This window comes from Jiangella rhizosphaerae (assembly GCF_003579925.1).
Taxonomy (GTDB): domain Bacteria; phylum Actinomycetota; class Actinomycetes; order Jiangellales; family Jiangellaceae; genus Jiangella; species Jiangella rhizosphaerae.
Genome location: NZ_QUAL01000065.1, coordinates 1 through 22,195, shown reverse-complemented (window position 1 = coordinate 22,195; position 22,195 = coordinate 1). Strand labels below are relative to the sequence as shown.

Here is a 22,195-nt window from a genome sequence, read left to right as displayed (position 1 = left end):
GGCGCTGCTCGACGCGCCGGTCGGCCGGCTCGACGCCCTGCCCGAGGGGCTGCTGGCGGCGCTGGTCGGCGTGCGCGACGCCGCCCGCGCGGTGCAGTCGGGGTTCGCCGGGTCGGCCCGCGAGGAGCGCGCGGCCGACGTCGAGGCGGCGCGGCGGGCGGCCAAGACGATGATCGACGACGTGTACGGCACGGCCGAGCGGCTGGTGGCCAACAGCGAGCACGACGTCGTGTGGGTCGAGGACCGCGAGCGCGGCGGCCGGTCGCTGCGGGTCGCGCCGCTGTCCGTGGCCGGGCTGCTGCGCGACCGGCTGTTCGGGCAGAACACCGTCGTGGCGACGTCGGCGACGCTGGAGCTGGGCGGGTCGTTCGACGCCGCCGCCGGAGCGTTCGGGCTGCTGGGCGAGGGGGCGCCGGCGTGGCGCTCGCTCGACGTCGGGTCGCCGTTCGACTACGGCAAGCAGGCCATCCTCTACGTCGCCCGCGACCTCCCGACGCCCGGCCGCGACGGCCTGCGTCCCGAGGCGGTCGACGTTCTGGTCGAGCTCATGGCCTCGGCCGGCGGCCGGACGCTGGGCCTGTTCTCATCGCGGCGGGCGGCGCAGGAGGCGGCCGAGGCGGTGCGCAAGCGGCTGCCCGACCTGCCCGTGCTGTGCCAGGGCGAGGACGTGGTGGCGACGCTGCTGCGGACCTTCGCGGCCGACGAGAAGACGTGCCTATTCGGAACGCTCTCCCTGTGGCAGGGCGTCGACGTGCCGGGCGGGTCGTGCCAGCTGGTGGTCATCGACCGCATCCCGTTCCCGCGGCCCGACGAGCCGCTGGCGTCGGCGCGGCAGCGGGCGGTCGAGAAGGCGGGCGGCAACGGCTTCATGTCGGTGGCGGCCACGCATGCGGCGCTGCTGCTGGCGCAGGGCGCCGGGCGGCTGATCCGCCGCTCGACCGATCGCGGCGTGGTGGCCGTGCTCGACCCCCGGCTGGTCACCGCCCGCTACGGCGGCTACCTGCGGGCGTCGCTGCCGCCGATGTGGTTCACCACCGACAAGGCAGTCGTCTCAGGGGCGCTGCGGCGGCTGGCGGTGTCGTCGTAGGGCGTTCGTCGTCGCGGCCGCGAGGTTGAGCATCGGCCGGGGCGGGTGGTGGCCTGAACGCCCCGGCCGATGCCGGCTGGGTGAGCTCAGATGCGGCGCATGACCGCGACCACGCGGCCGAGGATGGTGGCGTCGTCGCCGTCGATGGGCTCGTAGTCGGCGTTGTGCGGGAGCAGCCAGATGTGGCCGTCGCGCTTCTTGAACGTCTTCACCGTCGCCTCGCCGTCGATCATCGCCGCGACGATCTCGCCGTTCTCGGCGACCGGCTGCTGCCGGACGACCACCCAGTCGCCGTCGCAGATGGCGGCGTCGACCATGGAGTCACCGACGACGCGGAGCATGAACAGCGTGCCCTCGCCGACCAGCTCGCGCGGCAGCGGGAAGACGTCCTCGACCGCCTGCTCGGCGAGCACCGGCCCGCCGGCGGCGATGCGGCCGACCATCGGCACGTAGGACGGCGTCGGCAGGTTGCTCTCCTCGTCCTCCATCACCTGCCGGGTGAAGTCGCCGGGCGCGGTCCCGGGAGGAAGCACCTCGAGCGCGCGCGGGCGGTGCGGGTCGCGGCGGATGTAGCCCTTGTTCTCGAGCACGCCCAGCTGGTGGGCGACGCTCGACGGGCTGGAGAGGCCGGCGAGCTCGCCGATCTCGCGCATGCTGGGCGGGTAGCCGCGCCGGCTCACCGACTCGCGGATGACCTCGAGCACCTTGCGCTGCCGCACCGTCAGGTCGGCGGGATGCTGGTGTGTCTCCGGGAAGTTGTGCACCGAGGCGCCGGCTGCGTCGCCGCGCTCCTCGTCCTCGTTCTTGGCCACCACGGCACCTCCGGCTATGTCGGTCGATGCGACGGCGCTTCGCAGCGTGCGTTCGAAAACGCGTCGCAGGGTCGATTGATGAGGTCAGAGTAGCCGGAATGCAAGACGCGATCAAACATCTGTTCGAACGTGTCTCGACTTTGTCAGTGGCAGCGTGTACAACGTTTCGTACAGTCGTTCTATCGAACGGTTGTGCGACATAGACCGGAGGCTGACCATGGCGACGACGACGACCTACATCCCGCCGTTCGAGTCCCGCACGCGGGTGGTGATCGAGCCCGAGCGCACCGACGTGCCCCGCCGCCACGTCGCGCGCCGGCGGCCCGCCGGGCGCCCGACTCCGGTGCCGTGCGTCGGCTCGGCCGAGCCCAGCCTGCACGGTGCCCGGCTCACCCGGCGCGGGCGTGTCGTGGTCGGGTTCGCCTGGCTGATGCTGATCGTCGCCGGCGCGCTGGCGTTCGTCCGTCCCTGGGAGGCACCCGCGGGCTCCGGCGGCGCCACGGCCGTCACCACGGTCGAGGTCCGCGGCGGCGACACCCTCTGGGAACTCGCCACCGACGCCGCGCCGACGGCCGACCCGCGCGAGACGGTCGCCGCCATCATGGAGCTGAACGGCCTCTCCTCGGCGAGCGACATCCGCCCCGGCGACCTCATCCAGATCCCGTCCGGCCGGTAGCCTGCCCCGGTCCGGTGCGCCGGGTGGACGGGATGGGCATCGCCTCCATGCCCCCCACTTCCCCTGGTGCGCCATGGTTCGCCGCTCGTTGAGCGTTGGTGGGTCCTCGGCCTCCTGCTCNGTTCGCCGCTCGTTGAGCGTTGGTGGGTCCTCGGCCTCCTGCTCTTCGAGTGTCGAGGGCGCGGCGGCGCGCCTCGAGCGGACTGGTGGGCGCTTCGCGCCGGCGAGACCGCTTGACCCGCGCCGCCGCGCCCTCGGGGGAACAGCATCAGGCGGCCGGGGAAGAAGTGGCCCGGGCGTTCAGGCCCGCTGGCTGTTCGCGCTCCGCTGGCCGCTTGCGGTGGGCACCCTCGGGGCGACCGACTCCGCTGTGTGTTGCCGTCCCCTGGCCGCCGTCTGGCCGTTCGTGGTTCGGCGACCGACTCCGCTGTGCGTCGCTGTCCGCTGGCCGCCGTCGGCCTGGCGGTGGGTGGGCGACCGGCTCCGCTGTGCGTTGCTGTCCGCTGGCGGCTGTCTGCCGTGTGTTGGCCGCCATCGAGAATGACGGCGTGGGCGACATCGGGCGTCCGGATGAGAGCGCGGCGATCGCGTCGGGGCGTGGTCGTCATGATGTCGGCATCGTCGTCACGATGTCGGTGGCCGCTGCCTTGGCACGCCGAAGTGCTCCACGAATCGGGCCTATCCGGCACGGATGGTCGCTTTCGGCGAGCCAAGCTCACGCAGACCGCCGATCGGGACATCCGCGGTGGCTCGTCCGTGCTGTCTCGGTGATCATCCAGGTTCGACCACCTGATGCTGTGGTCGATCCTGGATGAACACACCGAAGGGTCCGGGTCAGGTCGTCACGGTGACGTCGCCGACGAGCCGCCCGGCCGTCACGGCGTTGCCGCGGCGTTCGTCGTCACCACCATGGCGCCGACGTCGGCATCGAACGCGGCGGCTAACAGCCGTGCCTGCCTGCCGTGCGTGGATCGTCATCGGCGATCACTGGTGCTATGACGCCAGCGATCGCCGATGATCATGGGCGCGGGCTGTGGTGAGCGCTTTCCGGCGGGTGGGGTGGGCCGTCATGAGGTTTTCTCGACCGTCGACACGATTGCAGGCGTAGTACGACACGGGTTTTCGTGGTGAACGTGATCATCTCGGGGTCCGAGGAGGCCAGCGGGGAACGAACCGAGCGGAGTCGGTCGCCGAACACCACCTACGGCCAGCGAGCGCCCAGCGGAGCTGAGAACAGCGGGCCTTGGGTCCGGGACCATCTTGGGCCGGCCAACGCGGCAAACCACACCGACGCCACGCCCGGCGAACCCTCACCCCACATCTTGTGTCCACAGCCCGACGCATCCGCCGTCATCCACAACCCACAGGCCGTACCAGCCCGCGGCGGCCCCTCGGCCCACGTCAAGCGGCGAAACAGCTCGTGAGCTGCGAGAACCGCCCCGAGGACGGCCCACGGCGACCAACGGCGTTCACCTCTGCGCTGAATCGCCCGACGCGCCGACGCGCTTGATCGACTCATCCATGACCTGCGGCTTTGAAAGACCCTCCGCCGAGTCCGGCGATGTCGGTTGCAGGCGACGCTCTGGCGGACGTACGGTACCCCTATATCTAGTAGTTACACGGGTGTAAGCTGTCCACAGGTAGTGGTCGAGAGTGCACAAGTTGTCCCCATCTCGTCCACAGGTCCAGCGCCGAGGAGGTGCCCCGCATGCACTGTCCGTTCTGCCGTCACGCCGACAGCCGGGTGGTCGACAGCCGTACCGCTGACGAGGGCACCGTCATCCGCCGGCGGCGGCAGTGCCTGGCCTGCGAGCGCCGGTTCACCACCGTCGAGCAGTTGACGCTCGCCGTGGTGAAGCGGTCCGGGGTCACCGAGCCGTTCAGCCGCGAGAAGGTCGTCGCCGGGGTGCGCCGGGCGTGCCAGGGGAGGGGCGTCAGCGAGGACGCTCTGGCCAGGCTGGCCCAGCGGGTCGAGGAGCAGTTCCGCGCGTCGGGGAGCGCGGAGATCCCCAGCCGCGAGGTGGGCCTGGCCATCCTGAGCCCGTTGCGCGAGCTGGACGAGGTCGCGTACCTGCGCTTCGCCAGCGTCTACCGCGACTTCGACAGCCTGGACGACTTCGAGAACGAGATCGCGACGCTGCGGGCCGACCGCGAGCGGGCCCAGCGTCACCGCGACGAGGAGGGCGAGGAGCGCGACTCCACGCTGACCGTCGCGGAACCGTGAGCCAGCAGTCCAGCACGACAACCGAATGACAGGCCCGGACACACGGGTAAAGCCGGGGGAAGTGAGGAAGGTCCATGACGGAGACGGTGAGCGGGCCCAGCCGCAACAGCGCGGGGAGCAAGCCGGGCGCACGGTCGAAGAAGGCGCGCGGGCTGAGCGTCCAGCGCATCTACACCACCGCCGGTGTCCACCCGTACGACGAGGTGACGTGGGAGCGCCGCGACGTCGTCCAGCAGAACTGGAAGACCGGCGAGACCGTCTTCGAGCAGAAGGGCGTCGAGTTCCCCGACTTCTGGTCGCTGAACGCGTCGACCATCGTCACCACGAAGTACTTCCGCGGCGCCGTCGGCACCGACGCGCGTGAGTGGAGCCTGCGCCAGCTCATCGACCGGGTGGTGAAGAAGTACCGGACGACCGGTGAGGACGAGGGCTACTTCGCCACGCCCGACGACGCCGAGGTCTTCGAGCACGAACTGACCTGGATGCTGCTGCACCAGGTGTTCAGCTTCAACTCGCCGGTGTGGTTCAACGTCGGCACGAAGTCGCCGCAGCAGGTGTCGGCGTGCTTCATCCTCTCCGTCGACGACTCCATGGAGTCGATCCTCAACTGGTACCGCGAAGAGGGAATGATCTTCAAGGGCGGCTCCGGCGCCGGCCTGAACCTCTCGCGCATCCGCTCCAGTAAGGAGCTGCTGTCCTCCGGCGGCACGGCCTCCGGCCCGGTCAGCTTCATGCGCGGCGCCGACGCCTCGGCCGGGACGATCAAGTCCGGCGGCGCCACCCGGCGCGCGGCGAAGATGGTCGTGCTCGACGTCGACCACCCCGACGTCGAGGAGTTCATCCAGACGAAGGCGCGCGAAGAGGACAAGATCCGCGCGCTGCGCGACGCCGGCTTCGACATGGACCTCGGCGGCGCCGACATCGTCTCCGTCCAGTACCAGAACGCCAACAACTCCGTCCGGGTGAACGACGAGTTCATGCGCGCGGTCGAGTCCGGCGGCGAGTTCGGCCTGCGGGCCCGCATGACCGGCGAGGTCATCTCGACGGTCGACGCGCGCAAGCTGTTCCGCGACATGGCGCAGGCGGCGTGGGAGTGCGCCGACCCCGGCATCCAGTACGACGGCACCATCAACGACTGGCACACCAACCCCGAGACCGGCCGCATCACCGCGTCCAACCCGTGCTCGGAGTACATGAGCCTCGACAACTCCAGCTGCAACCTCGCCAGCCTCAACCTGATGAAGTTCCTGCAGCCCGACGGGAGCTTCGACGGCGCCACGTTCGCCAAGGCGGTCGAGCTGATCATCACCGCGATGGACATCTCGATCACCTTCGCCGACTTCCCGACCGAGGCGATCACCGAGACCACCCGGGCCTACCGCCAGCTCGGCATCGGCTACGCCAACCTCGGCGCGCTGCTCATGGCGTCGGGCCTGGCCTACGACTCCGAGGGCGGCCGGGCGCTGGCCGCCGCCATCACGTCGCTGATGACCGGCGCCGCCTACAAGCGCTCCGCCGAGCTGGCCGGCGTCGTCGGCCCGTACGACGGCTTCGCCCGCAACGCCGAGGCGCACGCCCGGGTCATGCGCAAGCACGCGGCCGCCAACGACGACCTCCGGACGGTCTCGGCGCTCGACGCCGACGTCCGCAGCCTCGCGACGAAGGTGTGGGCCGAGGGCAACAAGATCGGCGAGAAGAACGGCTGGCGCAACGCCCAGGCCTCGCTGCTGGCGCCCACCGGCACCATCGGCTTCATGATGGACTGCGACACCACCGGCATCGAGCCCGACTTCTCGCTGGTCAAGTTCAAGAAGCTGGTCGGCGGCGGCTCCATGCAGATCGTCAACCTGACGGTCCCGAAGGCGCTGAAGAAGCTCGGCTACGCCGACGAGACCATCGAGGCCATCGTCGAGTACATCGCCGAGCACGGCAACGTCGTCGACGCCCCCGGCCTCAAGCCCGAGCACTACGAGGTGTTCGACTGCGCCGCCGGCCAGCCGCGGGCCATCGAGCCCATGGGCCACGTGCGCATGATGGCCGCCGTCCAGCCGTTCCTGTCCGGCGCCATCTCCAAGACGGTCAACATGCCCGAGTCGGCGACCGTCGAGGAGATCGAGGAGATCTACCTGCAGGGCTGGAAGCTCGGCCTCAAGGCGCTGGCCGTCTACCGCGACAACTGCAAGGTCGGCCAGCCGCTGTCCGACGCCAAGGCCAAGACCGCCGACAAGACGCCCGAGAAGGATGTCGTCGTCGAGTACCGGCCGACCCGCCAGCGGCTGCCGAAGACGCGGCCGAGCCGGACCACGTCGTTCACCGTCGGCGGCGCCGAGGGCTACATGACCGCCGGCTCCTACCCCGACGACGGCCTCGGCGAGGTCTTCCTCAAACTGGGCAAGCAGGGCTCCACACTCGCCGGCATCATGGACGCCTTCTCGATCGCCATCTCCATCGCGCTGCAGTACGGCGTCCCGCTGGAGACCTACGTCGAGAAGTTCACCAACATGCGCTTCGAGCCGTCGGGCATGACCGACGACCCCGACGTGCGGATGGCGCAGAGCGTGGTCGACTACATCTTCCGTCGCCTCGCCCTCGACCACCTGCCGTTCGAGTCGCGCGCCGCGCTCGGCATCTACACGGCGTCCGAGCGGGCCCGGCAGCTCGACACGGGGGAGTACACCCCCGACTCCGACGTCGAGGTCGAGGTCGACACGCTCCGGCAGTCGGCCCCGGTGAAGGCCGAGGCCGCGCCGGCCAAGGCGGCCCCTGCCGCTGACGTCGCCTCCGCCCGGCCGGCTCCGGTCGAGGCGCACACGTCCGCCGAGCTGCTCGAGGTCATCCAGGGCACCAGCACCGACGCGCCGCTCTGCTTCACCTGCGGCACGAAGATGCGCCCGGCCGGCAGCTGCTACGTCTGCGAGGGCTGCGGCTCCACCAGCGGCTGCAGCTGACGCACACACGACGACGGCCGCAGGGAACTCTCCCCTGCGGCCGTCTCGTATGTTCGGGGTCAGCGGGCCAGCCGGGCGCAGGTGACGGCGAGCCAGGCCCAGCCGGCGAGGATGCCGGCCGTGAAGGCGAGCACGCCCCAGCTGGCGCCCGCGCTCGCCGACACCGCGATGAAGCCGGCCAGGACCACGGCCCCACTGGCGACGGAGTAGGCGGCGCCGCCGCGGCCGTCCCGCCGCAGCCGGCGGCCCAGCGCGAAGCAGGCGATCGCGAGGCAGGTGAAACCGACGGTCCCGGCGGCCAGATGGGCGAACCCGTGCCAGCTCATGGTGCCGGCGGCCGAGGCCGGCGTGCCGGGCGGGAAGCCCTCGACCGGGTCGGCGACGAAGGCCGCGGCGGCCAGCAGCGACACCCCGAAGACGCCGACCAGCCGGGGCGCCCAGGTGCCGGCGACGCCGGACCGGCGCATGCCGACGGCGGCCGCCACCGTCAGCGCCGCGGCGACGACGAAGTTCGCGATCTGCACCCAGCCGTAGTCGCCGTTGGCCAGCACGCTCGCGGCGTGCCGGGTCGGGTCGTAACCGTCGCGGAGGAGGTACTGGCCGACGACGGTCGCGACGTACAGCGGGCCGGCGACGAGCCCGGCGGTGAGCAGCCGGCGGGACGCGCGGCCGGTCGCCGTGGTCGCGGTGGCGGGGCTGATGGTGGGGGTGGCGGCGATGGCGGTCATGGTCCCGGTCCTTCCGAGCTGTCCTGTTGTGCGGATGCCCCAACGCTTCCACCGAAAAGAATAGTTGTCAATACTGCTGAGATTGTCGGTGAGGGTCGCGTTGTGATCGCGGGGTTGGGCCCGTCCCCCTGCTGCCCGATGATCTTGGCCGCGGGCGCGCGCCTCAAGTCCGCGCGCGTTTGTGGTGGGGCTTCGCTGTGGTTGGGGCGCTTGGACTTGACCCGCGCGCCCGCGGTTAAGAGCGGGCAGCTATCAGGGGGACGGGGAAGAGCGGCGACGACACCGCGTTGTTCGGCCGCTTCTGTGTGGCGTTGGTGTCGTGGGGCGTCCACATCGCGAGATTTCACCGCGATTCGGCGACCATCACGAGGATTCCCCAAGCGTCAACACCCCTACAGACCTGGTGAAGCTCACGTAATCCTCGTGATGTAGGCGATCCTGGATGATCATCGCCGTCTGCAACCCGGCAAAGCGGGGCGAAACGGGCAGGCCAACCGTGAGTCGTGCCCACATCCTCCCCGTCCCCTGATAACTGCCCGTTCTTGGCCGGGGACGGGCGAGTCAAGCGGTCATCGCCGCGCGAAGCGCCACTAGTCCGCTTGACGCGCACGTTCGCGGCGAGAGAATGGGGCAGCAGGGGGACGGGGAGCCCAGCGAACGCTGCCACTGGTCGCCAGAAGCGGACGTACGGTCAGTGGCGCGGCTTGACGCCGGCGACGAGCTCCTTCACGCGGGCCGGCTCCACGTAGCGGGCGCGGACGGCGCCGCCGGCGAGCTTGCGGACCAGCGCGTCCTCCGGCAGCGGCGCCTGCGACGCCACGAGCACCACGTTGCCGTACCGGCGGCCGCGCAGCTGGCCGGGCTCGGCGATCATCGCGACGTGCGTGAACACCTCCAGCGCCGTCGCCGCCTCGACCCGCGACTCGCGCACCTGCGCGGTGTCGGCGATGTTGCCGATGTAGACCCCGTCCGCGCGCAGCACCCGCGCCGTCTCCGCGTAGAACCCGGCGTCGGCGAGGTGCGGCGGCACCTGGGAGCCGTCGAAGGCGTCGCGGATGACGACGGCCGAGTACGCGTCCGGCAGCGACCGCAGCCCCTCCAGCCCGTCCTGAGTCTTCAGCCGCAACCCGCGCACCCCGCGCAGCCCGAACGCCTGCTGCATGATCCGGACCAGCAGGGCGTCGACCTCGAACACCGTCTGCGGCGAGCCGGGACGCGTCGCCGCCACGTACCGGGCCAGGGTGCAGCCGGCCCCGCCGACGTGGACGGCCGGCAGTCGCGCGCCCGGCGGCGCGGCGACGTCGAGGACGTGGCCGGCCCACTGCATGTACTCGAAGTCCAGTCGCGTCGGGTCGCCCAGGTGCACGTACGAGCTGGGCACCCGATTGACGAGGATCGACCAGCCGCCCGGGTCGGAGCGGTCGGGCACCAGCTCGACGGTGCCGGAGTCGATGCCGTGGACTCCGGCGAAGCGTTCGGGACGGGGACGGTCGCTGGCGCGGGACGGGGACACGAGCGATAGGTTCGCAGCATGGCTGACCGTCCGACAAGGAACCTCCACGTAGGCGCCCCGTACCGGGCCGACGAAGCGCGCTACCTCGACACCCCGTACCGCCGCAGCGGCCGCACCGGCCTGAAGCTGCCCGCCATCTCGCTGGGCCTGTGGCAGAACTTCGGCGACGAGTCGCCGCTGGCCACGCAGCGGGCCATCCTGCGTACGGCGTTCGACCGCGGTGTCACCCACTTCGACCTGGCCAACAACTACGGCCCGCCGCCCGGCTCGGCGGAGAAGAACTTCGGCCGCATCTTCGCCGAGGACTTCCGCCCGTACCGCGACGAGCTGATCATCTCGACGAAGGCCGGCTACGACATGTGGCCCGGCCCGTACGGCGAGTGGGGTTCGCGGAAGTACCTGCTGGCCAGCCTCGATGCGTCGCTGAACCGCATGGGTCTGGACTACGTCGACATCTTCTACTCGCACCGGTTCGACCCCGACACGCCGCTCGAGGAGACGATGGGCGCGCTCGACACCGCGGTCCGGTCCGGCCGGGCGCTGTACGCGGGCATCTCGTCGTACTCGCCCGAGCGGACCCGCGAGGCGGTCGCCATCATGCGCGAGCTGGGCACCCCGCTGGCCATCCACCAGCCGTCCTACTCGATGTTCAACCGGTGGATCGAGGCCGGCCTGCTCGAGGCGTGCGCGGACGAGGGCCTCGGCGTCATCGCGTTCTCGCCGCTGGCCCAGGGCCTGCTGACGAACAAGTACCTCGGCGGCGTGCCCGACGACTCCCGCGCGGCCCGCGGCGGGTCGTTCTCGGCGTCGCTGGTGACGCCTGACGTCGTCGAGCGGCTCAACGCGCTGGCGGGCATCGCCGAGTCGCGTGGACAGACGCTCGCGCAGCTGGCGCTGTCGTGGGCGCTGCGCGACGAGCGGGTGACGTCGGTGCTGATCGGGGCCCGGACGGTGGCGCAGCTCGAGGACAGCCTGGGCGCGCTGGACCGCCTCGACTTCACCGACGACGAGCTCACCGAGATCGACAAGTACGCCGTCGAGGCGGGGCTGAACCTCTGGGCCCGGTCGAGCGACGCGTGACGCGATGAACGAGCGTCTGCGCCGCAACCCGCGCACCGAGGCCATCTGGACGCAGCTGTACGAGGCGCTGGGCGCGCTGAGCGCGTCCACCGGCCGTCGCGAGCTCGACATCGTCGACCTCGGCGGCGGGAGCGGCGTGTTCGCGGTGCCGCTGGCCCGCATCGGCCACCGCGTCACCGTCGTCGACCCGAGCCCGAACGCGCTGGCCACGCTGGCGCGCCGGGCCGCCGAGGCGGGCGTGGGCGACCAGGTCACCGGCGTCCAGGGCGACGCCGCCGGGCTGGCCGGCGTGGTCGGCCCGGCCGGCGCCGACGTCGTGGTGTGTCACGGCGTGCTCGAGGTGGTCGAGGACGTCTCGGGCGCCGTGACGGCCATCGCGGCGGCGCTGCGCCCCGGCGGCGTCGCCAGCGTCGTCGTCGCCCAGCGGTACGCCGCCGTGCTGGCCAAGGCGCTGGCCGGGCACTTCGCCGACGCGCGCCGGCTGCTCGACGACCCGGACGGCCGCTGGGGCGGCTCTGACCCGCTGCCGCGCCGGTTCGACGAGGACGGCGTCAGGGCGCTGCTCACGGGGGCCGGGCTGCGGGTCGACGAGGTGCACGGCGTGCGGGTGCTCACCGACCTCGTCGCCGGCAGCGTCGCCGACGACCCCGCCGAGGTGGCCTCGCTCGCCGAGCTCGAGGCCGCCCTCGTCGCGTATCCGGCGTTCCGGGCGGTGGCCGCGGCCCTGCACGTGCTCGCCGCCAAGGCCGCTGAGGCGGACGTGTGATCGGGCCGCCGGGCGGGTACGTCGACATCGACCGGCTTCGGTCGAGCGCCCGGCTTTCTTCGGTGGCGTCGGCCGCATATGCTGGTCCTTACAGCAGGTGCCCATAGATTTCCGTGTTCATTGGAGGGGAACGGTGCCACTCTCCGATCATGAGCAGCGGCTGCTCGAGCAGATGGAGCAGGCGCTCCTCGCCGAGGATCCGAAGTTCGCCACCGCCATGCGTGGCGCGGATCTGCGGCGGCGGTACCGGCGGCGTGCGGTCTTTGCCGGTCTGGTCTTCGTCGTCGGTGTCGTGATGCTCATGACGGGCGCGGTGACCCAGGTGATCGCGCTCGGCGTGGCGGGCTTCGTCGTCATGCTCGGCTCGGCCTTCTACGCCGTCACCTCCTGGCGTCGCGTCCCGCCCACCGACGGCGCGGCCGCGAGTGACGTTCCCGACATCAGCCCCGGCTCGCCTCGCCGCCAGCGCCGCCCGAAGGGCCCGCGCAACAGCGGCTCGTTCATGGAGCGCATGGAGCAGCGCTGGCGCAACCGGCGCGAACGGGGCTACGGGCAGTAGCTCGTCGAACCACGCGGTCGAGCGTCGCCTTCGGGCGGCGCTTTCGCGTTTCCGGGGCAGGCAGGCGCGGCCATGCGCCCGCTCGGCTGCTCGGGGCCGCGTGTCCGCCTCGGCGGTCGGCGGAGCGGGAGAAATCCCAGCGATGTCAGCGATCCTCGAGGATCATCGCGGTCCACAGCCCGCCACAACCGGCCGGTCGATCACTCCGCCGGCGGAGGCGGTGCCGGGAGCCGGCGGCGCGTCGCGGCCGCGGCGACGGACGTGCGCAGCCGCTCGCCGGTGGCGTCGATCCAGTCGAAGCCGTCGACCAGCCGGCGGTTGGCCTCGACGGCGCTGTCGCGGAGCCGGGTCGGCAGCAGGAAGGCCTGGACCCGCCGGCCCGCTGAGGCCGAGCGGGCGATGGAGCGGCGCACCATGGCGGTGTCTTCGCGCAGCGCCTCGACCGGCGCGGGCCGGCGGGCGTAGCGGGCCTGCTCGACGGCGCCGACGAGGTGGTCGAGGAGCTCGTGGTCGTCGTCGTCGAGCGAGGCGGCGGCGGCGAGCCGGCGGCCGGTGACCCGCGGGGTGGCGGCGGGGTCCCACGGGTGGCCGGCGTCGCGCGCGGACTCGCGCAGGTCGGCCCAGGCGGCCTCGGCGAGGGCGCCGGGATCGTCGGCGGCCCGGCGCCAGCGCAGCTCGCGGCCGATGCGCGCGGCCACCGTCGGGGTCGCGAAGAACGCCAGCAGCGCCAGGGCACCCAGCACGATCAGCGGCCACTGCGACGGCGGATCCTGCTCGCCGGACGCCGCGCCGCCGCCGAGCTGGTCGTCGCGCGGGATGGCCGGGGCGGTGTTCGACGGCTGCTGCTCCGGAGCGGTCGGGTCGGCGTTGGGCACGTTGGGAGCCTGGTTCGGGACCTCGGTCCACTCCGGCGCGGTGCCGGTGATCGTGGCCGGCGTGGGCTCGAACCGGACCCAGCCGGAGCCCTCGAAGTACAGCTCGGGCCAGGCGTGGGAGTCGTGCGAGCGGACGAGGTACGTCCCGTTGCCCTGGTAGGTGCCGGTGGTGAAACCGACGGCGACCCGCGCCGGGATGCCCAGGTAGCGGGCCATGATGGCCATCGTGGCGGCGAACTGCTCGCAGTAGCCGCGACGGTCGTTGAGGAACTCGACGAGCGCGTCGCCGTTGTGGCCGCCCCTGGCCTCGATGTCGTACTCGAAGTTGCCCGGCTGGCGGAACCACCGCTGCAGGGCGGCGGCCCTCTCGAAGTCGTTGGCGGCGCCCTCGGTGGCCTCGTCGGCGAGCTCGGTGACCAGCGGCGGGAGTTCGTCGGGCAGCTCGAGCATCGCGTCGACGTCGTCGCTGGGCGGCCCGGCGCTGCTCAGCGCGTCGACCGTCGGCTCGAGCACCAGGCTCTGCACGTTGTAGGAGCGGGCGCGGACGTCGTCGCCGTCGGCCACGACGTCCAGGGTCGGCGCGTGGTAGCGCCAGTCGCCCTCGATGTCGATGGTGCGTGCGGGGTAGGGGAGCGGCAGCCAGCTGGAGCTGAAGTTCTCGGTGACCCGGATGTCGTAGTCGGCGACCGGCCAGTCGGCCTGGTCGAGCCCCTGCGGCCAGGGCAGCTCGGAGCTGACGGAGTCGGGCACGGGGCGGTCGGAGGTCTTCCACTCCTCGCCGTCGAACACGTCGAGCGTGACGATGCGGATGTAGGCAGCCTGTTCGACGGAGGAGGTGTACCGCAGCACCTCGACGTTCTCACGGCGCTGCAGGTTGCGCTGCAGGTCGATGATCGGGTTGTCGGTCCGGATGGTCTGCCCGCCACCGCCGCCGCCACCGCGGCCCGGACCCAGCACGCCCTCGGTGAGCACCGGTGCGATGCCCGGGACGGCGACCGCCACCGCCAGCGCCACCGCGCCGACCCGGCGGCCGTTGCGGGCCAGCGAGTCGGTCTCGGGGATCCCGCTGCGCCGCGCCGACGGGCTGGCCGACCGGCCCCACGCCGCGACCCGGGTGCGTCCCTCGGAGACCAGCAGCGCCAGGAACCCGGCCGCCGGCGGGAGGAACCACCACCAGTCCAGCCCGATGGTCATGACCGACGCCGCGACGCCGTAGCAGGCGGCCAGCGGCACGCCGGCGAGCGGGACCCGGCGCAGCCAGACGGCGAGCGCGTCGACCAGCAGCGCCACGAGGCCGGCGCCGCCGACCACCAGCATGAGGATGCCGCGGGGCACCGGGATGGGGGCGACGTAGGTGGAGGTGACGTCGAGGCCCTCCTGGAACACGTCGACCAGCCGGGTCGCCCAGTCGGTGGTGGGGATGAAGCCGAGCAGCGCGACGTCGTTGGCCACCAGCACGCCCAGCCACAGCGTCACGACCGCCAGCTGCGCGATCGGGACCAGCAGCGCCGGCACGCCGAGCTTGCGCAGCACGTACCCGGTGCCGGCGACCAGCGCGACCCCGATGGCGGCCGGCACGATCCAGTCGTCGGTCTGCGTGATCGCGAACAGCGGCAGCACCGACAGCCAGGCCGCCACCGCGGCGACGATGGTCAGCCGGCCGTGTGCACTCAGCGACGACATCAGCTCGCCTCTCGTTCGCTCGCGACGCCGGCGGGGGGCCGAGCCGCCGCCTGCACGGCCGGCCGCTGCAGCCCGAGCCGCTCCCATAGGGTGGCCAGGTGCTCGCCGCGCTTGGCGACGATGACGTTCCAGCCGGCGCTGCGCAGCACCTGGATGCTGGCCGTGAGCCGGACCTGCTCGCGGCTGTTCTCGCCCAGCGACGTCCACGACATGACGTCGAGGACGACGGCCAGCGCGGCCGTGGACCCCTGCCGCAGCCCGGCGACGACCCGGGCCTCCTGCTCGGTGAGCCGGCCGAACACGCCGACCAGCAGGCCGGTGGCGGCCTCGGCGCCGCTGAGGAGGTCGGGCCAGCGGCCGACGGACGCGTCGCGCTGCGGCTGGACGACGGCGAGCGCGTCGAGCAGCGACACCTTGGCGTCGCCGGGTCCGCTGGCGGGGTCGTGCCAGTTGGTGGAGACGGCGCCGCCGTGGTCGGTGGCCAGCCTGACGGCGTAGCCGCGCTCGGCCAGGTGTACGCCGATGGACGCCGCCGCGGTGACGCTCCACTCCAGCGAGGAGTCGATGCCCTCGCCGGTGTGGCCGGACGTGCGGGTGTCGAGCAGGAGGGTGGCGCGGCTCTGCCAGGGCTGCTCCTCGCGCCGGACCATCAGCTCGCCGTGGTGGGCGGTGGCCCGCCAGTGCACGCGGCGCATGTCGTCGCCGATGCGGTAGGCGCGGATCGTCGCGTCCTCCTCGCCCGCGGCGGCGATGGCCCGCGGCCGGCTCTCGCCGCTGCCGCTCCACTCGCCGACCAGCCGCACCGGCGGCAGCTGGTGCACCGTCGGCGTGACGATGAGCGTGCCGACGTCGCTGAACGCGCGCCGGAGCTCGACCATGCCGAACGGGTCGGTGACCCGCACCGTCAGTGGGCCCACCTTGTACCGCCCGCGCACGACGGGGTCGATGGCGTAGGTGACGTCGCGCCGGAACCGCGACCAGACGTGGTCGAGGACGAACCGCGGCCGGGCGCCGAGCGTGAACGGGATGCTGTCCTCGACCAGCAGCACGCCGGTCGGGATGCGCGCGGAGTTGGCCAGGCGCAGGTGCACCGTCGCCCGCTCGCCGACGGAGACCCGCGGCGGCTCGACCGACCGCGACGCCGCCAGCCGCACCCGGCTGCGCAGCGCGACGACCAGGCTGATGGCCGGGACGACGACCAGCAGTAGCCCGACCCGGAGCACGTCGCGCTGCCCGGCCAGGACGGCGGCCACGATGGCGCCGCCGCCGACGGCCAGGAAGGCCCAGCCGCGGCGGGTGAGCCCGGACAGCGCGTCGTTCATGAACCCCTACCGTGCCGGTTCGGGCTGCGGGATGCGCTGCAGGAGGTCGGCGACGATGCTCGCGGCGTCGCGGCGGCCGATCTGCGCCTCGGCCGTCGGCAGCAGCCGGTGGCTCAGCACCGGCACGGCCAGCGCCTGGAGGTCGTCGGGCAGGACGTACTCGCGGCCCTCCAGCCCCGCCCACGCCTTCGCCGCCCGGATGAGGTGCAGCGTCGCCCGCGGCGAGGCGCCCAGCCGGAGGTCGGGCGACGTGCGGGTGGCGGTGGTCAGCGCGACGGCGTACTCCTTGATCGGGTCGGCGACGTACACGCCGCGCACCAGCCGGACCAGCTTGTGGACGTGTGCGGCGTCGGTGACCGGCTCGAGCGGGTCGAGCGCGCTGGTCGAGCCGTGGGTGTCGATCATCTCGATCTCGTCGCGCGGCGACGGGTAGCCCATGGACAGCCGCATCATGAAGCGGTCGCGCTGCGCCTCGGGGAGGGGGTAGGTGCCCTCCATCTCGATGGGGTTCTGGGTGGCGACGACCATGAACGGCGCCTCGAGCTGGTAGGTGGTGCCGTCGACGGTGACCTGCCGCTCCTCCATGCACTCCAGCAGCGCCGACTGCGTCTTCGGCGAGGCGCGGTTGATCTCGTCGCCGACGACGATGTTCGCGAACACGCCGCCCGGCTTGAACTCGAACTCGCGGCTCTCCTGGTTGAAGACGGAGACGCCGGTGACGTCGCTGGGCATGAGGTCGGGCGTGAACTGGATGCGGCGCACCGAGCAGTCGATGGCGCGGGCGACCGACTTGGCCAGCATGGTCTTGCCGACGCCGGGGACGTCCTCGATGAGGATGTGGCCCTCGGCCAGCAGCACCGTGAGGGCCAGCTTGATGACCTCGGGCTTCCCTTCGACCACCGAGCCGATCGCGGCCTGGATGCGGGCCGCGGTGTCGGCGAGGTCGCTCAGCGCCAGCTCGGGTACGACGTCACTGGGGCCCTGCTGTTGATGACGGCCCGGGTTGAACGGCTCAGGCACGTTTCCTCCTTCGATCCCCGACCTCGTCGGCGTGACGTGCCTCGGCCGATCGCGGAATTCCGCTGTCCAGTCTCGCAGTGTGCGACGTCTGACCCGTCCCGCAGGTTCCGATCGGCCCCGGCTTTCGCTTACCCGCAGATCCTATGTCCACTCCCTATGCACGCGCATCCATCCGAAGCGGACATTCCCGTGGCCAGCGGCCGGAACGGCTCATGATCATCGGGAGCCGGCCGCGTCATTCCCCACTCCGCTCCACCGCGGCCCCCACCCGGCATCCCAGGCCCCGTCGACCAGGCACGTCGTCCGGCGCCGCGGCCCGGAGGCGTCCCTGCCGGCCGTCGGCGCCCGGCGGTCCCCACTCCGCTCCCCACCACGCTCCACGCGTGGGCCGGGTGCCTCCGCTGCCGTCCTGACCTGCGTCGACATCCGCCACGGCGGTGTCGCTCGCCGTCGCCCGATCGGCCCGCGGTGGGGCGTGGTGGGGCGCGGTGGGGCTGAATGTGGTTGCAAGTGGGGGAGAGTGGAGTAGAGTGGCGGGCAATGGAGGAAGAGTGGTCCGAGGGGGCGGTCACCGGAGGCTCCGGTGACGGTCGCGGCGGACGGCGGGGAGGTGGGCCGTGTTCCTCGGCACCCACACGCCCCGGCTGGACGACAAGGGGCGGCTCATCCTCCCGGCGAAGTTCCGGGACGAACTGGCGGAGGGCGTCGTGATCACACGAGGGCAGGAGCGCTGTCTCTACGTGTGGCCGCGTGCGGAGTTCCTCCGGTTCACCGAGCAGCTGCGCGCCGCCCCCATCACGCACAAGGGCACGCGCGACTTCGCTCGCATGCTGGCGGCGGGGGCCAGCGACGAGGTCCCGGACAAGCAGGGCCGCATCACCATCCCGCCGGGTCTGCGCACGTACGCGGGTCTGGAGCGCGAGTGCACCGTCGTCGGTGCGATGACGCGGGTGGAGATCTGGTCCGAGCAGGCCTGGGAGACGTACCAGGCGGAGAAGGAACCGATGTTCGCCGACATCTCCGAGGAGGTGCTGCCCGGCATCTTCTGACCGCCGTCGCGTGGGAACGCACGACGAGGTCTCCGGCCGCTCAACCGCTTGACACACCTTCCCCGGTGCCAAGCGGCCAGAGCTGGCAAGCAAGCCCGAGCGGGCGGGGACCTGGTCGTACGAGCCGCGACACGGCAACACCAGGCAACGACGAAGAGACGCGGGGGTGTCGATGACTGAGCAGGGGGCGCACGTCCCGGTGCTGCTCGACCGCGTCGTCGAGCTTCTCGCTCCGCCGCTCCAGGAGGACGAGCGGCGTTACGTCGTCGATGCCACGCTGGGCCTCGGCGGGCACGCCGAGGCCCTGTTGCGCCGCAGCTCGACGGCCCACCTGGTGGGCCTCGACCGCGACCGCGAGGCGCTGGCCCGGGCCACCGAGCGGCTGGCGCCGTTCGGCGACCGGTTCACCGGCGTGCACGCGGTCTACGACCGGATCGCCGACGTCTTGGCGGGCCTCGGCATCCGGCGCGTGCATGGCGTCCTGTTCGACCTGGGGGTCTCCTCCCTCCAGCTGGACGAGGCCGCGCGAGGCTTCGCCTACGCCCAGGACGCGCCGCTGGACATGCGCATGGACCAGTCCACCGGCATCACCGCGGCCGAGGTGCTCAACACCTACGCCGCGGCCGATCTCACCCGCATCCTGCGCCGCTACGGCGAGGAGCGGTTCGCGTCGCGCATCGCGGCGGCGATCGTGCGCGAGCGCAGGCGGGCGCCGTTCGACACCAGCGCCCGGCTGGTCGAGCTGATCCGCGACACGATCCCCGCGCCGGCGCGCCGCACCGGCGGCAACCCGGCCAAGCGGACGTTCCAGGCGCTGCGCATCGAGGTCAACGGCGAGCTGGACGCGCTCGAGCGGGCGCTGCCGGCCGCCGTCGACGCGCTCGCCGTCGGGGGCCGCATCGTCGTGCTCTCGTACCACTCGCTGGAGGACCGCATCGTCAAGCAGCTCTTCGCCGCCCGGTCGACCAGCTCGGCGCCGCCCGGACTGCCGGTGGAGCTGCCGCAGCACCGGCCCGAGCTGCGGCTGCTGACCCGGTCCGAGCCGCCCACCAGCGACGAGATCGCCGCCAACCCGCGTGCGCAGTCGGCCCGGCTGCGCGCGGTCGAGCGGATCAGGGAGGCAGCATGAGCGCCGTCGAACGCGCCTACGCACCCGTCGCCGCGCCGCGGCGGCCCGCACTGCGCAGCGTGCCGCTGCGCGCTTCCCGCGCTCCGCGCGCCCCGTTCGTCGTGCTGGTCCTGCTGGTGCTCGGCATCGGCCTGATCGGGCTGCTGGTCCTCAACACCGCGCTGCAGCAGGGCGCGTTCGAGCTGGGCGAGCTGCAGTCGACCACCGACGAGCTGCGCGACCGGCAGACCGAGCTCGCCGACCGCGTCGCCGCCCGCAGCGCGCCGGACGCGCTGGCCGAGCAGGCGACCCGGATGGGCATGGTCCCGGCCGAGGAGGCGCCCACGTTCCTGGAGCTGCCCGGCTCCTCGTCCGGCGACGACGGTGGTGCCGGCTGATGCCGCCCAAGCGCCAGGGCGGCAGGGGATCGGCCGGCCGCAGCGCGACCGGACGGGGAGCCGGGGCGGGTGCCCGACGGAGTACGGCGGCGGGACGTGCCGCGCGGCCGGCGCCGAAGTCCGCCCCGAAGCCCAGCCGGACGGCCGGCCCGAAGCCGGCCCGCAAGGCGGCCGTCGCGAAGGGCGCGCCGAAGCCGGCCCGGAAGACCGCCGCGCGCAAGAGCGCTCCCAAGCCGGTGCATGCCGGCGCCGTCGCGTCGGCGACCCGAGCCGCGGGCCCGGTCCGGGCGCCCAAGGCGAGCAGGACACCGCGTCCGCCGAAGCCGCCCAGGCGCCCCAAGCCGCCGAAGCAGCCGCGCACCGTCCGGCTGGCCGACCCGCGCAAGCGGCTGCGGGTGACGCTGGTCGGCGTCTGCGTGATCCTCTCGCTCTTCGGCGGCCGGCTGATCCAGCTCCAGGGCATCGACGCGTCCACGTACGCCGCCGTCGCCAACCAGATCGGCCTGAAGACGGTGCCGGTGCGTGCCGACCGCGGCGCCATCATCGACCGCGACGGCGAGCCGCTGGCCAGCACCGTCGAGGCGTACACGCTCGAGGTCGACCAGACGCAGGTGGCCAACCCGGCCGCCTACGCGCTGCAGCTCGAGAGCATCCTCGGCACCGATGCCGCCGACCTGCAGCGCACCCTGACGGGCGACGACCGGTACGTGGTGGTCGCGCGCGAGGTGCCCGGGTCGGTCTGGCGGCAGATCCGGGCGCTGGGCCTGCCCGGGTTCTCGGCGACGCCCGCGCCGGCCCGCGACTACCCGGCGGGCACCGTCGCCGGCAACGTCGTCGGGTTCCTCGGCGCCGACGGCCTGGGCCTCACCGGGCTGGAGCAGTCGATGGACCAGACGCTGGCCGGCGTCGACGGCGAGGCGACCTACCAGTTCAGCCCGGGCGGCATCCGCATCCCGAACAGCTCGTCGAACCACGTCAGCCAGCCGGTCGCCGGCACCGGGCTGCGGCTCACGCTGGACAGCGACGTGCAGTGGTACACCGAGCAGGTGCTCACCGAGGCGGTCGCGAACGCCGGCGCGGCCGACGGGGTCGCCGTCGTCATGGACGTCGACACGCAGGAGATCGTCGCGCTGGCGGCCACGCCCGCCTTCGATCCCGGCGACCCCAGCAAGACCGAGGCCGCCGACCGCGGCAGCGCCGCCGTCGAGGACGCCTACGAGCCGGGCTCGGTGTTCAAGCCGATCACCATGTCGGCCGTCGTCGACCAGGGGCTGGCCGACCACACGACCACGTTCTCGGTCCCCGACAGCATCCGGCGCGGCGGCGAGACGATCCACGACTACTACAGCCACGGCGAGGACGAGATGACGCTGGCCGGCATCGTGGCGAAGTCGAGCAACGTCGGCACCGTCCTGGCCGCCGAGCTGCTGGAGAAGGACGTCTACCACGACTACCTGCAGCGGTTCGGGTTCGGCGAGGCGCCGGACCTCGGGCTGCCCGGCGAGACCGGCGGACGGCTGCCGTCCGGCGAGGATTTCACCGACCTGACCCGCGACAACGTCGCCTTCGGCCAGGGCATCTCGGTCAGCGCCGTGCAGATGGCGTCGGCGTACGCCACCATCGCCAACGGCGGCGTCCGGGTCGACCCGCGGCTGGTCGCGGCGACCATCGACGCCGACGGGCGCGAGACGCCGGTGGAGCCGCCGGCGCCGGAGCGCGTGATCAGCGAGGAGACGGCGGCCGAGGTCACCACGATGATGGAGGCCGTCATGGGCGAGGGCGGCACCGGCCGGCCCGCGCTGGTCGACGGCTACCGCATCGCCGGCAAGACCGGCACCGCGCAGCGGGTCGACCCCGAGTGCGGCTGCTACGCCGACTACAACTCCTCGTTCATGGGCTTCGCGCCGGCCGACGACCCGCAGTACGTCGTCGTCGTGTCGCTGTTCGACCCCCAGAACGGCAATTCGGGCAGCGCGCTGGCCGGCCCGGCGTTCGCCGACATCATGCGGTTCGCGCTCGAGCAGGGCGGCGTGGCGCCGACCGGCACGGAGGCGCCGCAGGTGCCACTCTTCGCCGACTGACCGAGTAGATTGCTCTGTCGTGCCCGACCGCCCAGGACTGCGACCCCGCCACGTCACGCCGCTGCCGCTGACGGTGCTCGACGCCGCCGCGCCGGCGGACGTGCTGGTGACGGGCGTCACACACGACTCGCGGCAGGTCCGGCCCGGCGATCTCTACATGGCGCTGCCCGGCGCGGTGACGCACGGCGCCCGGTTCGCGGCGGCCGCGGCGGCGGCCGGCGCGGCGGCGATCATGACCGACGGCGACGGCGTGCGGCTCGCGGCCG

General features: G+C 72.6%; 19 protein-coding genes. 13 read left to right on the top strand and 6 right to left on the bottom strand.

Annotated features, from left to right (window positions below):
* Positions 1–1,087: ATP-dependent DNA helicase (locus tag DY240_RS07920; RefSeq protein WP_147375231.1), on the top strand; the 1,087-nt coding region annotated here is incomplete at its 5' end.
* 86 nt (positions 1,088–1,173) lie between these two features.
* On the opposite strand, the gene lexA is transcribed toward DY240_RS07920, so the two are convergent.
* Positions 1,174–1,899, bottom strand: a complete 726-nt coding sequence (gene lexA, locus DY240_RS07915) for a transcriptional repressor LexA (protein ID WP_233552650.1) — start codon at positions 1,897–1,899, stop codon at positions 1,174–1,176.
* Positions 1,900–2,116: 217 nt separating this feature from the next.
* Between lexA and DY240_RS07910 the strand changes: the two genes are divergently transcribed.
* From DY240_RS07910 to DY240_RS07900, 4 genes are all read left to right on the top strand, one after another.
* The gene (locus DY240_RS07910) at positions 2,117–2,575 is read left to right on the top strand and encodes a LysM peptidoglycan-binding domain-containing protein (RefSeq protein ID WP_119659399.1); all 459 of its coding nucleotides are present in this window, start codon (positions 2,117–2,119) and stop codon (positions 2,573–2,575) included.
* Positions 2,576–3,367: 792 nt separating this feature from the next.
* The gene (locus DY240_RS31325; RefSeq protein WP_147375230.1) at positions 3,368–3,574 is read left to right on the top strand and encodes a hypothetical protein; all 207 of its coding nucleotides are present in this window, start codon (positions 3,368–3,370) and stop codon (positions 3,572–3,574) included.
* A 709-nt stretch (positions 3,575–4,283) separates the two neighbouring features.
* On the top strand, positions 4,284–4,799 hold the full coding sequence (gene nrdR, locus DY240_RS07905) for a transcriptional regulator NrdR (protein WP_119659398.1): 516 nt from the start codon (positions 4,284–4,286) through the stop codon (positions 4,797–4,799).
* 74 nt (positions 4,800–4,873) lie between these two features.
* The gene (locus DY240_RS07900; RefSeq protein ID WP_119659397.1) at positions 4,874–7,747 is read left to right on the top strand and encodes a vitamin B12-dependent ribonucleotide reductase; all 2,874 of its coding nucleotides are present in this window, start codon (positions 4,874–4,876) and stop codon (positions 7,745–7,747) included.
* A 59-nt stretch (positions 7,748–7,806) separates the two neighbouring features.
* Here DY240_RS07900 and DY240_RS07895 read toward each other — a convergent pair whose 3' ends face one another.
* Both DY240_RS07895 and DY240_RS07890 read right to left on the bottom strand, forming a co-directional pair.
* Positions 7,807–8,475, bottom strand: coding sequence for a DUF998 domain-containing protein (locus DY240_RS07895; RefSeq protein ID WP_119659396.1), 669 nt, complete (start codon positions 8,473–8,475; stop codon positions 7,807–7,809).
* Between the two features lie 691 nt (positions 8,476–9,166).
* Complete coding sequence (locus tag DY240_RS07890) at positions 9,167–9,988, bottom strand: spermidine synthase (protein ID WP_119659395.1); 822 nt, start codon at positions 9,986–9,988, stop codon at positions 9,167–9,169.
* Between the two features lie 18 nt (positions 9,989–10,006).
* Here DY240_RS07890 and mgrA point away from each other — a divergent pair, with 18 nt between their 5' ends.
* From mgrA to DY240_RS07875, 3 genes are all read left to right on the top strand, one after another.
* On the top strand, positions 10,007–11,068 hold the full coding sequence (gene mgrA / locus DY240_RS07885; RefSeq protein WP_119659394.1) for an L-glyceraldehyde 3-phosphate reductase: 1,062 nt from the start codon (positions 10,007–10,009) through the stop codon (positions 11,066–11,068).
* A 4-nt stretch (positions 11,069–11,072) separates the two neighbouring features.
* Entirely contained in the window at positions 11,073–11,834 is a 762-nt protein-coding gene (locus DY240_RS07880) for a class I SAM-dependent methyltransferase (protein ID WP_119659393.1), read from the top strand.
* A gap of 133 nt (positions 11,835–11,967) precedes the next feature.
* Complete coding sequence (locus tag DY240_RS07875) at positions 11,968–12,393, top strand: DUF3040 domain-containing protein (protein WP_119659392.1); 426 nt, start codon at positions 11,968–11,970, stop codon at positions 12,391–12,393.
* A gap of 200 nt (positions 12,394–12,593) precedes the next feature.
* Here the strand turns inward: DY240_RS07875 and DY240_RS07870 are convergent, their stop codons facing one another.
* Genes DY240_RS07870 through DY240_RS07860 form a run of 3 tightly spaced genes read right to left on the bottom strand, consistent with a single transcriptional unit; the run spans position 12,594 to position 17,230 of the window.
* Complete coding sequence (locus DY240_RS07870; protein WP_158602776.1) at positions 12,594–14,951, bottom strand: transglutaminase family protein; 2,358 nt, start codon at positions 14,949–14,951, stop codon at positions 12,594–12,596.
* The gene (locus DY240_RS07865) at positions 14,951–16,273 is read right to left on the bottom strand and encodes a DUF58 domain-containing protein (RefSeq protein ID WP_119659390.1); all 1,323 of its coding nucleotides are present in this window, start codon (positions 16,271–16,273) and stop codon (positions 14,951–14,953) included. Before DY240_RS07865 ends, DY240_RS07870 begins: the two co-directional genes overlap by 1 nt.
* Before the next feature lie 6 nt (positions 16,274–16,279).
* Positions 16,280–17,230, bottom strand: a complete 951-nt coding sequence (locus tag DY240_RS07860) for an AAA family ATPase (protein WP_119659401.1) — start codon at positions 17,228–17,230, stop codon at positions 16,280–16,282.
* A 680-nt stretch (positions 17,231–17,910) separates the two neighbouring features.
* Between DY240_RS07860 and mraZ the strand changes: the two genes are divergently transcribed.
* The 5 genes from mraZ to DY240_RS07835 all read left to right on the top strand — a co-directional run.
* Positions 17,911–18,342 (top strand): division/cell wall cluster transcriptional repressor MraZ, encoded by a 432-nt coding sequence (gene mraZ, locus DY240_RS07855; RefSeq protein ID WP_119659389.1) that lies wholly within the window; start codon positions 17,911–17,913, stop codon positions 18,340–18,342.
* A 172-nt stretch (positions 18,343–18,514) separates the two neighbouring features.
* The gene (gene rsmH, locus DY240_RS07850; protein ID WP_119659388.1) at positions 18,515–19,471 is read left to right on the top strand and encodes a 16S rRNA (cytosine(1402)-N(4))-methyltransferase RsmH; all 957 of its coding nucleotides are present in this window, start codon (positions 18,515–18,517) and stop codon (positions 19,469–19,471) included.
* Entirely contained in the window at positions 19,468–19,848 is a 381-nt protein-coding gene (locus DY240_RS07845) for an FtsB/FtsL family cell division protein (protein WP_119659387.1), read from the top strand. Before rsmH ends, DY240_RS07845 begins: the two co-directional genes overlap by 4 nt.
* A complete protein-coding gene (locus DY240_RS07840) occupies positions 19,848–21,929 on the top strand; it encodes a peptidoglycan D,D-transpeptidase FtsI family protein (protein ID WP_119659386.1) in 2,082 nt (693 codons plus the stop codon). Before DY240_RS07845 ends, DY240_RS07840 begins: the two co-directional genes overlap by 1 nt.
* Before the next feature lie 19 nt (positions 21,930–21,948).
* On the top strand, positions 21,949–22,195 hold a 247-nt coding region (locus DY240_RS07835; RefSeq protein WP_233552648.1), incomplete at its 3' end, for a Mur ligase domain-containing protein.